This window comes from Azospirillum tabaci, from assembly GCF_014596085.1.
GTDB classification, from domain to species: Bacteria; Pseudomonadota; Alphaproteobacteria; order Azospirillales; family Azospirillaceae; genus Azospirillum; species Azospirillum tabaci.
In genome coordinates this window covers 1-12,073 of record NZ_JACCJY010000039.1, presented here as the reverse complement: position 1 = coordinate 12,073, position 12,073 = coordinate 1, and the positions used below count along the sequence as shown (strand labels likewise).

General features: G+C 69.2%; 13 protein-coding genes. 4 read left to right on the top strand and 9 right to left on the bottom strand.

All coding sequences use genetic code 11. From position 1 onward, the window contains the following. Positions 1 to 18: 18 nt before the first annotated feature. From H0B54_RS26000 to H0B54_RS25965, 8 genes are read right to left on the bottom strand one after another with little or no spacing between them, the layout of a single operon-like run. A complete protein-coding gene (locus H0B54_RS26000; RefSeq protein WP_188262738.1) occupies positions 19 to 882 on the bottom strand; it encodes a metal ABC transporter substrate-binding protein in 864 nt (287 codons plus the stop codon). Next, positions 879 to 1,769: a metal ABC transporter permease gene (locus H0B54_RS25995; protein ID WP_188262737.1), complete on the bottom strand. Its 891-nt coding sequence runs from the start codon at positions 1,767 to 1,769 to the stop codon at positions 879 to 881. The genes H0B54_RS26000 and H0B54_RS25995 overlap by 4 nt, the downstream gene beginning before the upstream one ends. Then, the gene (locus H0B54_RS25990; RefSeq protein WP_188262736.1) at positions 1,766 to 2,494 is read right to left on the bottom strand and encodes a metal ABC transporter ATP-binding protein; all 729 of its coding nucleotides are present in this window, start codon (positions 2,492 to 2,494) and stop codon (positions 1,766 to 1,768) included. The genes H0B54_RS25995 and H0B54_RS25990 overlap by 4 nt, the downstream gene beginning before the upstream one ends. Next, a complete protein-coding gene (locus tag H0B54_RS25985; protein WP_188262735.1) occupies positions 2,491 to 3,423 on the bottom strand; it encodes a metal ABC transporter solute-binding protein, Zn/Mn family in 933 nt (310 codons plus the stop codon). Before H0B54_RS25985 ends, H0B54_RS25990 begins: the two co-directional genes overlap by 4 nt. Beyond that, positions 3,420 to 3,971, bottom strand: coding sequence for a DUF6162 family protein (locus tag H0B54_RS25980; RefSeq protein ID WP_188262734.1), 552 nt, complete (start codon positions 3,969 to 3,971; stop codon positions 3,420 to 3,422). Before H0B54_RS25980 ends, H0B54_RS25985 begins: the two co-directional genes overlap by 4 nt. 22 nt (positions 3,972 to 3,993) lie before the next feature. Next, the gene (locus H0B54_RS25975) at positions 3,994 to 4,311 is read right to left on the bottom strand and encodes a hypothetical protein (protein ID WP_094305361.1); all 318 of its coding nucleotides are present in this window, start codon (positions 4,309 to 4,311) and stop codon (positions 3,994 to 3,996) included. Continuing rightward, positions 4,308 to 4,766 carry a hypothetical protein gene (locus H0B54_RS25970; protein WP_188262733.1) on the bottom strand — a complete coding sequence of 153 codons (459 nt, stop codon included), beginning with the start codon at positions 4,764 to 4,766 and terminating at the stop codon, positions 4,308 to 4,310. Before H0B54_RS25970 ends, H0B54_RS25975 begins: the two co-directional genes overlap by 4 nt. A gap of 7 nt (positions 4,767 to 4,773) precedes the next feature. Next, positions 4,774 to 5,922, bottom strand: coding sequence for a PepSY-associated TM helix domain-containing protein (locus H0B54_RS25965; RefSeq protein WP_188262732.1), 1,149 nt, complete (start codon positions 5,920 to 5,922; stop codon positions 4,774 to 4,776). 327 nt (positions 5,923 to 6,249) lie between these two features. On the opposite strand from H0B54_RS25965, the gene H0B54_RS25960 reads away from it, so the two are divergent. Then, a complete protein-coding gene (locus H0B54_RS25960; RefSeq protein WP_343069034.1) occupies positions 6,250 to 7,593 on the top strand; it encodes a sensor histidine kinase in 1,344 nt (447 codons plus the stop codon). A gap of 395 nt (positions 7,594 to 7,988) precedes the next feature. Here the strand turns inward: H0B54_RS25960 and H0B54_RS25955 are convergent, their stop codons facing one another. Then, positions 7,989 to 9,026: an amidoligase family protein gene (locus H0B54_RS25955; protein ID WP_188262731.1), complete on the bottom strand. Its 1,038-nt coding sequence runs from the start codon at positions 9,024 to 9,026 to the stop codon at positions 7,989 to 7,991. A 135-nt stretch (positions 9,027 to 9,161) separates the two neighbouring features. On the opposite strand from H0B54_RS25955, the gene H0B54_RS25950 reads away from it, so the two are divergent. From H0B54_RS25950 to H0B54_RS25940, 3 genes are all read left to right on the top strand, one after another. Continuing rightward, complete coding sequence (locus H0B54_RS25950) at positions 9,162 to 9,635, top strand: hypothetical protein (protein ID WP_188262730.1); 474 nt, start codon at positions 9,162 to 9,164, stop codon at positions 9,633 to 9,635. 978 nt (positions 9,636 to 10,613) lie between these two features. Next, positions 10,614 to 11,111, top strand: coding sequence for a sigma-70 family RNA polymerase sigma factor (locus H0B54_RS25945; protein WP_094305355.1), 498 nt, complete (start codon positions 10,614 to 10,616; stop codon positions 11,109 to 11,111). Positions 11,112 to 11,114: 3 nt separating this feature from the next. Continuing rightward, entirely contained in the window at positions 11,115 to 11,909 is a 795-nt protein-coding gene (locus tag H0B54_RS25940) for an anti-sigma factor family protein (RefSeq protein ID WP_188262729.1), read from the top strand. The last annotated feature ends 164 nt before the right edge of the window (positions 11,910 to 12,073 follow it).

Below are 12,073 nucleotides of genomic sequence, written 5' to 3'. Positions count from 1 at the left end.
GTGGGAGCACCGTACCTTTCAGCGCAGCCCCGCCTCCACCTGCTCCGCCATTCGCCCCAACGCCGTGTCCATCGCTGCCGGCGGACCGTTCTCCAGACTGTCCAGAACGATCAGCCGGGCTCCGCCGTCCGCCACGGCCTGAGCGACCTCCGGTGCCGGCTGGCGGTGGTGCAGCACCACGGGAATCGCCTCCGCCTTCAGGGTCGCGGTCAGCTCGGCCAGACGCTCCGGCGTCCAGTCGCGGTCGTCGCGGGTCCAGACCCGGCGCAGGTCGAGCCCGAGATCGGCGGCCAGCGTGGCGAAGCGGTCGGACAGCGCCGCCGCCGACGGGTCCGGCAGCGCGGCGAAGGCCTGCGCCGACCGGGACGACACCGTCAGCAACCCGCGCTTCAGGGCGGCGAGATTCGCGTCGATGGCGTCGGCGGACCCGGGATAGAGGCGCCGCAGGTCGGCGGCCAGGATGTCGGCCATCCGCCCGGCGTTGGCGATGCCCAGCCAGGGGAAGGCCGCGCCGCTGGTGATGGCGATCCCCGGCAGGGCGCCGTCCACCGGCCGGGCGGCGTCGATCTCGACGAGGCGGATGTTGGCCCGCCGCGCCAGCGGATAGAGCGGGTCCTCGGCCCAGGCGGAGCGCAGGGTCAGCACCGCGTCGGCCTTGCGGGCGGCCTCCGCCAGCTTGGCCTCGCCGCGCCCGCTCAGGAAGGCGTGCTGGCGCCCCATGGGGATGGCCGGCGGAACCAACGCCTCCACCACCACCGGCGTGCCCTTCGTCAGCGCCTGGGCGAGGCCGGCGGTGACCGGGTGACCGGCCAGCACCGTCTCGGCGGAGGCGCCCGCCACTGTGGACAGCAGCAGGAGCGCCGCGAGCGTGGCGCGCTTCATCCCTCTTCCCCTTTCATGAACAGACGCGCCAGCAGCGCGCCCAGGAACAGCAGCCCCGCCGCCAGGATGATGGCGCCGCCCGACGGCACCGGCAGGGCGAGTTGCACGGGCAGCAGGATTCCGGCCACCGCCGCCACGCTGGCGAAGGCGACCGACAGCAGGAAGAAGCCGCGCAACGACGAGGCGACGACCCGCGCCGCGGCGGCGGGAATGACCAGCAGCGCCCCCACCAGGATGGCGCCGATGATCTTCACGGACGCGACGGTGACCACCGTCACCAGAACGATGAACAGATAGTCCAGCCCCTTCACCGGCACGCCGCGCACCCGCGCCAGCGCCGGGTTGAAGCTGGCCAGCAGAAGCCGGTTGAACAGCGGCAGCATCAGCGCGGTCACCCCGACGGCCACCGCCAGGAGGACGGTCAGGTCGCGGTCGTCCACCGTCAGGACCGAGCCGAACAGCACGTTCTCCAGGATGTGGATGTTGACCCGGCTGGCCAGGATCAGCAGCAGGCTGGCGCCCAGCGCCAGCGACACCGACAGGAAGACGCCGATCAGCGTGTCGGCGGTCAGGTTGCTGCGGTTGCGCGTGTAGTTCACCAGCAGCGCGAACAGCAGGCAGTAGCCGAACAGGCTGGCGTAGGGGCCGGTGTAGGGCTCCCCCACCAGGATGCCGATGGCGACGCCGGTCAGCGCGGCGTGGCCGACCGCCTCGGAGAAGAAGGCCAGCCGCTTGGTCACCACCAGCGTGCCGAGCCCGCCCAGAACCGGGCCGATGACCAGCCCGGACAGCAGCGCGTTGACGAGGAAGCCGTGGGTCAGCCCGGCTGGCAGCAGCCCGGCCCCGGCCCAGCCCTGGACCAGGGCGCGCAACGCCTCGAAGCTCATGACGCGATCCTCTCGGCTTCGGTCCGGCGCGGAACGGCCGAGAACAGGTCGAACACCCGCTCCGGCGACAGCATCTCCAGCGGGGCGCCGTCGAACAGCACGCGCCGGTTCAAGCCGGTCACCCGCGTCGCCAGCCGGCGCACCTGGGCCAGATCGTGCTCGACCCACAGGACGGTGGTCCCGGCGGCGGACAGCTCGGCCAGCAGCGTTTCGAAGATGGCGATCCCGGCCTCGTCGAGCGCGGTCATCGGCTCGTCCAGCACGATCAGGTCCGGCGCCGGGATCAGCGCCTGGGCGAGCAGGACGCGCTGCCGCTCGCCCCCCGACAGGGCGCCGAAGCGGCGGCGAGCCTTGCCGGCCATGCCGACGCGGTCCAGCGCCGCGCCGTAGTTCATGCGGCGGTCCGGCCCGAGGAAGGCGGGGCGGCGCTGGCACAGCACGGCCAGGAAATCCTCCACCGTCAGCGGCAGCCCGCGGTCGAACTCGACCGATTGCGGCACGTAGGCGACGGTGCCCGGCCCGTCGCCCGGCCAGTCCAGCCGGATGGTCCCGCGGTGCGGCGCCTGCCCGAGCAGAGCGCGGATCAGCGACGACTTGCCGCCGCCGTTGGGGCCGACCACCGCGTGCACCGTGCCCGCCGCGACGCGCAAGGACACGCCGTCGAGGATCACCGTGCGGCCCAGCGTCAGGTCCACCCGGTCGAACAGGATGGCGGGTCCCGTCATGGTGACGCCTCGGCCATCGCCAACACCAGCGTGTCGAGGTTGCGGGCCATCTCGCGCTCGAACAGGTCCGGCGCGTAGTCGCCGTGCGAGATGTGGGAGAAGGCATAGAGCCGGATGCCGGTCTCGCGCCGGATCGTCTCGACATAGGCGCTCGGGAAGTTCAGCTCGGAGAAGATCACCTGCACGTCGAGCTTGCGCATCGTCGCGATGGTCTCGGCGAGCTGGGCCGGGCTGGGTTCGATGCCGTGCGCGGGCTCCACGACGGCGGAGACCTCCAGCCCGAACTCCCGCAGCAGGTAGTCGTAGGCGCCGTGGATGGTGGCGACGCGCAGGGTGGCGGTGCCCGCCGTCGCCAGCTTCGCCAGCGCGTCGGCCCGCAGCTGGCGCAGGCGGCGGGAATAGGCGCGGGCGTTGGCTGCGTAGGCGGCGGCGTTGTCCGGGTCGAGCCGCCCCAGCTCGCGCGCGATGGTCGAGACCTGGAGGACCGAATTGGTGATCGACAGGAAGCTGTGCGGGTTGACCACCTTCCCGGCTGCCCGTGCCGCTGTTCCCGCGGCGGGCAGAAGCGGCACGTCGGCGTTGGCTTCGACCACCGGCAGCGACGGCTTCGCCGAGGCGGCGATCATCCGCCCGGCAAAGTCGTCGTGACCGATGCCGTTCAGCACCATGGCGTCCAGCCCGCCGATGCGCTGGATGTCCTCCGGGCGCGGTTCGTAGGCGTGCGGGTTGAAGCCGGCCGGGATGACCGGCACCACCTCGGCCGCGTCGCCGACGATGTTGGCGACGTAGGAATAGTAGGGGTGCAGGGTGACGCCGAAGCGTCGGCGCCCGGCGGGAGCTGCGAAGGCGCGAATGGGCGCGGCAGTGGCGGCCAGGGCGCCGGCCAGGATCAGGCGGCGGTTCGGGCCGCGGTTTGGAAGGATGGTCATCGGGTCACCCCGGCGGTGAAGGTGGAGACGATCCGCTTCCAGCCGGCGGCGGACAGGGCCGCGTCCTCCGGCGGAGCGGGCGGGGCTTCGGCGGCGCGCTTCAGCCAGATTTCGGCACCATGGCCGTCCAGCCGCAGGACCAGGGACCCGGCCAGTTCCGGTGCGGCGGAGATGCCGACGTAGGCGATCCCGTGGCCGGTCTCGGCGAGGATCCAGGCGTGTCCGCCGCGCGCCGCGGCGCTGGGGTCGGCGGCGAAGGGCGGCAGGGCTTCGGTGGCCAGCTCCGCCGGCGTCGGCGCCCTGCCCTCCGCCGTCCGCAGGGCGGCGATCTCCTCCCCCGCCGCCTTCAGGTCGGCGTAGAGGCCCTGCTCGGCGGCGGTCAGGCCGGTGCGGGAGTCGATGAGGTGGGCGGCCAGCGGGGCTTCCGCGTCCGGAGCGGCGCGCAGCCCGACCGCCAGGGTGGCGGATACGAGAATGGCGCCCGCGGCCAGCAGGACCCACAGGGTCTCGCGCTCGGCCCCCGCGCGGCGAACGATCTGGTGATGCATGGTTCCGGCTTCGCTGAGGGCGCTACTTGATCGCCGTGTGCTCGATCTCGACGGTGTGGCCGGGCCCGGCGTCGAACAGGACGTAGAAGTCCTGCGCGGGGCGCTGGAAGGACAGCGTGGAATCCGGCCCCAGCTTGCCCTTGACCAGCACCTGCTCGTCGTAGGCGATGACGTCCAGCACCACGCCAGGCGCCTTCGACCCGTCGGAGAAGCCGCCGGTGCACTGCACCGTGTCGCCCTCGACCATCCGGCATTCGCAGATCGGGTAATGGGCCTCCGCCGCACCGGCGGCGCACAGGGCGAACAGCCCCGCCAGGGCGAACAGGCGGTGGGTCTTCATCGCTTTCCTCCGAAAATCTCGCCCAGCGGAAGGGACGCCTGATGCACCCCGCCGCTCCAATCCTCCATGGTCACCCACAGCTCCTCCGTGCCGGCCAGTTCGTCCGGCACGGTCACGTCGGCCTCCCGCTCATAGGGGTTGCCGAAGGCGAGCGCGCCCGCGGTGCGCAGACTGCGCGGCTTGCCGACGCGCAGGAAGACGCCGCGCACATGGTCGATGTCGGCGGGACGGATGTGGATGCGGTATTCCTTCATCCGTTCCCCCGTCGGCATGCGGCCGGGCGCCTCGTCGTAGGTCGCCAGCGTCACCGAGAAGGGGCCGACGGCGACGTCCCGCCGGACCTCGGGCGGCACGAAGATCGGTTTCGGGCTGAAATAGCCGGGGAGGAAAGGCAGCGGCACCAGCATCATCAGGGCGCTGAGATGGAACTTGCCGCGCTGCCAGAGCCTACGCATTGAGTCATTACGCATTGGATGGGCCCTCCGCCAGCCGGGACCCGCGCCGGACGTCGCGCACCGCCTCGACCGTGGCGCGGGCGGTCCGCTTCATCCAGATCAGCATGCCGCTGAAGACCAGCGTGGTCATCAGCAGGCCGAAGGCGAACCACACCAGCTTGACCGGCAAGCCGCCGAAATCGCCGGTGTGCAGCGCGCGCATGATGGTGCGGGTCAGCTCGATGCCGGACGCCGCGTCCATTCCGCCCTCGATGATGATCACCTCGGCGGTGAAGGGATTCACCCGCACGTAGTCGGGCAGCAGCGGCACCTGCCCGCTGGACCCCGCCACCGTCGCCGGGTCGTAGGCGGTGCCGGGCAGCCACAGGTAGCGCAGCCGCATGTCCGGCAGGGCCGCCTTGGCGCTGGCCAGGACGGCATCGACGTCCGGCTTCGGCGCGGTCGCGGCGACCGGGATCTGGTCGCGGGCCAGCAGCACCGGCACCTTCCCGCCGCCCAGCCCCATCCCGAGATGGAACAGCATCATGTAGATCAGGAACCACAGGCTGGTGACCGAGATGACCGCGATGAACCAGATCGACCATGTGCCGGCGACGCGGTGCAGGTCGCCCCACATCACGCGCGGCGCCTGCCGCCAGCGGATGCGCGGCTGGTAGAAGGATTTCCAGAACCGCTTGTAGACCACCAGCCCGGTGACCAGCGACCCGACGAGCGGAATGGCCAGCAAGGTCACGAGGTACCAGCCCACGGGAAAGGTCATGAGCCAGCCGTGCAGGGCGCGGAAGAAGCTCTGAAACGAGTTGCCGGTGGACACCCCCTGCACCACCCCGCTGACCGGATTCACCCAGGCGGTGGTGGAGGTGCCGTCGGGCATCGCCAGCCGGGCGCTGACCGCCATGTGGGAACCGCCCCAGCTCAGCGAACTCACCCGCCCGCCCGGCGCGGCCGCTTCCGCCGCGGCGATCAGGGCGCTGGGCGGCAGGGCCTCGCCTCCGCCCGATGCCCGCATCGCGGGGTTGACCAGCCACATGATCTCGGTGCTGACCACGGCGATGGTCCCGGTCAGGCAGACGAAAAACAGGAACGCCCAGATGGGCATCGCCAACCAGGAGTGCCATAGGAACCACAGCCGCGTGCGCGACTTGCCAACGCTCATCTCGTCCTCTCCGAAGGAACCACCGGTCCTTCTGTTCAGACGAACGGGGGGACCTCCCGCCTCATGTCCAAATGCGAAGAATTCTCATTTTCGTTTGGAGGCTCCCGGCCGGGCATCCTCGCATCGACTTGAGCGGGGCAATGGAGGGTCGCTCGGCCACGGAAAGCCACCCTCGGCGCCTCATTCTGCGGGCGGAGAAATCCGGCCCGAAGCGTGAACGGGCGATCGCCGCGCAAGAACCGAAGATCAGCCTCGGCCGCCGCTGTCGCCTGGCCCGGGCATAGACCGTGAACGTCGCTGGCGTTTCGTGCTGCGAAGGCGTATTCCGTGCGTTACAGTTCGGGCCATGAAGCGTTCACGCGCTTCCTCACGCCAACATGTGTTGGCATGGTGAACCGCCAGGGAGCCGTGCTGATGCCCGCTACTGAAACCGATGCTCCGCAACTGTCCGCCCTTCGCGACGCCGACCATCTGGCGGGGATTGTCGATCTCAACGAGCGTCTGTTTTTTGCCCATGATCTGCCGGCTGTGGTCTCCGTCCTGCGGACGGCAGCGCGCCGTTTGACGGGGGCCGACGGCGTCACCATCGTGCTGCGCGACGGCGACCTGTGCCATTACGTCGATGAGGACGCGATCAGCCCACTGTGGAAAGGGCAGCGGTTTCCCATGGGCACGTGCATCTCGGGCTGGGCCATGCTGACCGGGCAGCCGGCGGTCATTCCGGACATCTACGCCGACCCGCGCATCCCGCACGAAGCCTATCGCCCCACCTTCGTGCGGAGCCTCGTCATGGTGCCGGTCGGCGCGCCCGATCCCATCGCCGCCATCGGTGCGTATTGGGCGACGCGGCACACACCCGACGCGGGCACCGTCACCCTTCTGGAGGCCATCGCTCGATCTGCGGCCCTGGCGCTGTCCAACGTCCGCCTCCTCGAATCGCTGAAGGAGGCGGCCGAAGCCGCACGGACCCAGGCCCTGGAGGTGGCGCGGGCCAACGCGGCGCGCACCCGGCTCCTCGCGACGTTGAACCATGACCTGCGCCAGCCGGTCCATGCCCTGACCCTCGCCACCCATGCCCTGTCGTCCCGGGTGACCGCCCGCGGGGAAATCTACGTGTCGACGATGAAGCACTGCCTGGGCGTGGTGAAGCGTCTGATGGATGGCGTGCAGGACTTGGTGCAGATGGACAATGGCGTTATCGCCGTCCGGATCGAAGACGTCACGCTGGACGATCTGACGACGCACGCCACGGCGACGTTCCAACTGGCTGCCGAAGCCAAGGGGTTGCACTGGCGCGTGGACGGGTGCGGCGGTGGCGTGACGGTGCGTACGGACCGGTTGCTCGCATCACGCATTCTCCATAACCTCATCGACAACGCCATCAAGTACACCGACCGGGGGGAAATCCGGATCGTGTGCCGCACCGCCGACGACAAGCTGTGGATCGACGTCTCCGATACCGGCCGAGGCATCCCGGAGAGTTCCCTGAGCGACATTTTCGAGGAGTTCTACCGCGTCGAGGCCGGAGACGGCGTGGTCGGCCTTGGCCTGGGCCTGTTCATCGTAAAGACGCTGGCGGATCAACTCGGCTCCGCGATCAAGGTGGAGTCCCGCCCTGGAATGGGGACGACGATCAGCATCGCCCTGCCGCTGGCTTCCAGCCAGTGCTGAAGGAATTGGCAGCCGTCGCACTTCCGGCGAGATGGCACGACGCTTGTCGGACCCTGCGACGCCATCTCATCGCAACGCGGTCCTCCGGACATGGTCCGGAACGGTCATGCCGCTCGACCCAGGCAGGCCGACATCAAGCACGGTGCCGTCGTACTGCATGATCCCGATGGCCGTGATCGCATGCTCCGCGGGGCCGACGGGGTCCACCGCGACACCGACCTTTTTCCAGATGGCTGGCGACCATGGCGGGAAGGGCTCGATGGTCCTCCACCAGCAGCCGCTTCACATCGCCCTCGCCGGGACATCGTCGAGACCGCGACAGAATCCCAGGCTTCCACCGCGTCGATGGCCGCGCGGCGTGAGGCCACCCGGCTCGCTTGGCACCTCATCGGACGTCAACCCATCCGTTCACGCAGAGACTGCCAGAGCAGCACGAGCCGATCCCGGTCGCCGGCCAGCGTTTCCACACCGGCCCAGCCGTTCCAGGCGCCCGCGATGCTCCAGGCCGGATCGCTGACGTGAGCCTGCGGCAGGCGGTAATGGAAGACGGCGCGGCTTCCGATTTTCTCGTAGGGGAGTTTCGCTCTGACCTGGGCCGGGTAGAGGTACAGGAACAACGGCAGCAGATCGAGATCACGGTTGCGCGTCGGGTTGGCGGCGAGGTAATCCCCGGCCAAGGTCGGCAGGTCCGGCCAGTAGTCCGGGGCAATGACACGGCGGACATAGTCATCCGGATAGGGCGCGGGAAGGAAGGCCATGGCCGAGGTCTTCCCCGTCGTCTCCCGGCGCAGTTGGGTGCTTTGCAGGAGGAACGCCTTCAGCACGGCGGTGATCGTGTCGGCGTCGAGGCTGGGCGGATCGATGTTGAAATGCAGCCCCAGCGACCCGAGCCATGTCGTTCCTGCGCCTCGGGCACCCGCGGCACGCAACGCACGCACGGCGTCGTCCACGCCGTGCAGTTCATCGATCGGGAGCGGTGCGGTGATCAGTTCGCAGGGCACGACGCCGCCCAGAGCCGTGCCGAGCCATGCGGCCCCCACCGGGCTCAGGCGGACGCGCGACGCCGATGCCGCCCGCCGCGGGTGTGCATGGCGCACATCGAGTTCAACGCTCAGATCCCCGATCGCCGTGTCCGAAATATGGAAGGCGTGCGGGTCCTCCTCCACACAGTTCCCGCCGAGTGCAACCGCCAGCGCTTGGGCGGCAGCCCGGGCGCTGATGCCCTGAAACTCGATTTCGACCCCCACGCGCCGGATCACTCCCTGAGCAGTTCGCATCGATGGCGGTCGCTGGAAGCGGAGCGAAGCCTCGGGACCGCTTCTGCGACGTTCGGGCAGACAATCGACCGCCTGCGGGGGGGCATGGTTGTTCATGCCCCCCATGTGGCCCTGCCGTTCGGCTTTCCAAGGTGAGCCGCCGTGGCGCACGGCCATGACGCACAACGCTCCCCTTTGTGCGCCCCCAGTGCGTGCTCCGGGGCCTGAACGTCCATAAGGCTCGTCAAGCGCGACTGGACGCACGACGTCCACACTCCCAAATACGCCAGGCCACTTGAGGAAGCCCGTCTTATGCTGTTCATCTCGCGCGCCGCCGCATTCGTCGCCGCCGTCAGCCTGTTCACAGCCGCCGCTCCCGCCCTGGCGGCCGATCCGACGCCGGGAACCGGACCGCTGTGTTCGCCGACGGTATCGGCTGCCCTGACCAGCTGGGACATGGGCCTGCAGGCCGCCGGCAAGTTCGGCGACCGCGCCGTCGCCTTGGCGCAGGAGAAGGGGCGGGAGTACATCCTGCCGCTGCTCGGCATTGATCCGGCGGTCTCACCGCCTGGAAGCGAAGATGGGACCGGCGCCATCGGCCGCTTGCTCGAATCCACCCGGCATGATCCTCAGCAGCGACTGGAGTTGTGCATGGCGATCACCGAAGCGGTCGAGTCGGCAAAAGGATCGGCGGCGGCGGGCCTGGAGGCGCTGAAGCGGGCCTTGGATGGATTCGTTCCGGAGGCGCCGGCGGGAAAGCCGACCGACGGCCTGATCAGGACCTGACGGCGTCCTTTGCAGGGGAAAACAGAGCGGGTCTTCCGCGGTCGTCCACGGCGCCCGGCAACGATCGCAGACCGTTGCCCGTTCATCGCGGTTGCGGGAAGGCGCAGCGAAACCGCATGATCGAAGCCGGTGCAACAAAGACGGAGCGCCCCCGGCGGCCGGCCGGGGACACCATGGACGTTTCCAGTGGCCCTTGTTGGCCGCAGGGTACCCGGCCCGTCCGGATGTCCTGCGGCGTTTCTCCGCAGCCCGATCCGGGCGATTCCCAAGACGCAGACCTGTGGCCCGACACAGCACGGCAGCCAAGCCGGGCGTTGAGCCGGTGCTTGGATCAGGCCGGGGCGCCGGTCAGTCCCCGGCGTCGTGGTTGGGAACATGACATCGGACATCGCGGGGGCCACGCTCCGCGACCTCCGGTTAGCCAGTGATGCCGTTCGCCCTGCCGCAGAGGGCCTGGGTCACGGCGAACCGAACGGCAGGCGGGCGCCCGGCCACGACGGGCTCAGGCGCTCGCTCCGATCGATGGTACTGCGTGGACTGCGTTTGCCCCGGCGTGGAGGACGGCTGCGCCGCCGGGGAAGAGGCCTGATTTCCGCTGTTCTGCTCCCCGCAGGCCGCCAGACCAAGGGCGGGCAGACCGGCGATGAGCATGCGCTTGGTGCAACTCATGACATTTGCCTCGATGATTGTCCCTGTGACGCCCGCGGCTCCATGCGAGCAGGGTGTCAGTGCGGGCCTATGGCCATGATTTGCAAGACGCCAATATTCTATTAGGCGAAATCCCTCATTTCGTTTTTTTTGGCGTTCCATGCCAATTTTACTTTCAGACAGATCAAACATACTCCCGAGGCCATGGGATTATTCCAACGGCATCGCGCATGATGAACCGCCTCCGCCGTCGAAGTTTTTTAGAGGCCCGCGGGATGAAAAGGTGGGGGGCGTCGGTATGCTGCGGTCGAAACTGAACTGTTGGGGAGCATGGACATCTCTCGCCACCTCGGGGTGCTGCGTCGCTACGCGTTGGTGCTGACGCGCGATCCCGAGCGCGCTGAAGATCTGGTGCAGGAGGCGGCCCTGCGTGCGTTGGAGGGCGCTCACACCTGGCGGGACGGCAACGATCTGAGGAAATGGCTGCTGGCCATCGTGCACAACACCCACGCCTCCCGATGCCGTCGCAAGCACACCGAGAACGCCGCCGAAGCGACGCTCGCGGCACAGGCCGTCAAAGCCCAGGCACCCAACCAGACCGATCGGGTGTCCCTCGGCGAGACGGTGGCGGCCCTCATGATGCTTCCCGAAGAGCAGCGCGAGGTGCTGATGCTGGTTGCGGTCGAAGGCATGAGCTACCGGGACGCTGCCGAGTGCCTCGGCATACCGTTGGGCACGCTGATGTCCCGACTCAGCCGGGCACGCGCGGCGTTGCGCGCGGCGGCCGACCAGGACGCGCCCGCTCCACATTTGCGACTGGTGAGGTGACCCATGGCGACGCCCGTGACCGAAGACGACCTGCTTGCCTACGTCGACGATCAGCTTCCCCCGGAGCGGCGCATCGAGGTCGAGGCTTATCTTCAAGGGAACCCGGCTCTGGCCAGCCGCGTGATGCAGGACCTGCGGCAACGGGACAAGCTCCGCCTGTATCTCATGGACGATCCGGCCGGCGCCGAGGCGCCGGGGCCGGCGCTCGCCGTGAGCGCCGAAGCTCCGCCATCGGCGCTTTCCGTCCGTTCCGCCGCCCGCCGTTTTCCCAAGCTCCGCAGAGCCTTGGCCGCGGTCATCCTGATCGGCGTCGGGTGGACGGCCCACACGCTGCTCGGCGACGTGCTGGCCGATCCGGTCGCCGCCGCCCATCCCATACCGGTGTTCGCCGATGAGGCGGTCGAGGCGCACCGCGCGGCGATGACGATCGGCCCGTCCTTCAGCGGGCTGCCGCCCGACGAAGCGCCCCGTCTGGCGCAGGTCGTCTCGCGGGTGATCGGCGGCCATCTGCCCCTGCCGCGGTTCCCGGCCGATCTGCAGCCCCTGGCCTCGCGCATCGTTCCCTGGGACGAAGGCAGCGCGGTGCAGGTTGTCTACATGACGCCCGCCTTCGAACGCGTGACATTGTTCGCCGCCGAGGACAAGACCTTCACCGTCACCACGCCGACGGCGGCCGAGTTGCATGGCGTGTCGGTCGTCTACTGGCGGCACGGCCATCATGTGTACGCGCTGTGCGCCAGCGTTCCGGGCGAGCGACTGCTCGACTTGGCGGATGCCGTGCAGGCGTCCTGGTTCTGAACCCGTTCCGACAAAACAGAAGGGGAGGTTTTCATGTTCGACCAGTATCCCAACCAGAGTCGTTGGGGCGCGGGCGCCGCGGGCGTGGACCGTGCGGCGTTCGACGAGGGCCTGCGCAAGCACATGCTGCGGGTCTACAACTTCATGATGCTCGGCCTGGGCGT

Bases quoted from the DNA above. Each gene is read 5' to 3' on its own strand.
- H0B54_RS26000 (WP_188262738.1), bottom strand. From the start codon at position 882: ATGAAGCGCGCCACGCTCGCGGCGCTCCTGCTGCTGTCCACAGTGGCG.
- H0B54_RS25995 (WP_188262737.1), bottom strand. From the start codon at position 1,769: ATGAGCTTCGAGGCGTTGCGCGCCCTGGTCCAGGGCTGGGCCGGGGCC.
- H0B54_RS25990 (WP_188262736.1), bottom strand. From the start codon at position 2,494: ATGACGGGACCCGCCATCCTGTTCGACCGGGTGGACCTGACGCTGGGC.
- H0B54_RS25985 (WP_188262735.1), bottom strand. From the start codon at position 3,423: ATGACCATCCTTCCAAACCGCGGCCCGAACCGCCGCCTGATCCTGGCC.
- H0B54_RS25980 (WP_188262734.1), bottom strand. From the start codon at position 3,971: ATGCATCACCAGATCGTTCGCCGCGCGGGGGCCGAGCGCGAGACCCTG.
- H0B54_RS25975 (WP_094305361.1), bottom strand. From the start codon at position 4,311: ATGAAGACCCACCGCCTGTTCGCCCTGGCGGGGCTGTTCGCCCTGTGC.
- H0B54_RS25970 (WP_188262733.1), bottom strand. From the start codon at position 4,766: ATGCGTAGGCTCTGGCAGCGCGGCAAGTTCCATCTCAGCGCCCTGATG.
- H0B54_RS25965 (WP_188262732.1), bottom strand. From the start codon at position 5,922: ATGAGCGTTGGCAAGTCGCGCACGCGGCTGTGGTTCCTATGGCACTCC.
- H0B54_RS25955 (WP_188262731.1), bottom strand. From the start codon at position 9,026: ATGGCCGTGCGCCACGGCGGCTCACCTTGGAAAGCCGAACGGCAGGGC.
- H0B54_RS25950 (WP_188262730.1), top strand. From the start codon at position 9,162: ATGCTGTTCATCTCGCGCGCCGCCGCATTCGTCGCCGCCGTCAGCCTG.
- H0B54_RS25945 (WP_094305355.1), top strand. From the start codon at position 10,614: ATGGACATCTCTCGCCACCTCGGGGTGCTGCGTCGCTACGCGTTGGTG.
- H0B54_RS25940 (WP_188262729.1), top strand. From the start codon at position 11,115: ATGGCGACGCCCGTGACCGAAGACGACCTGCTTGCCTACGTCGACGAT.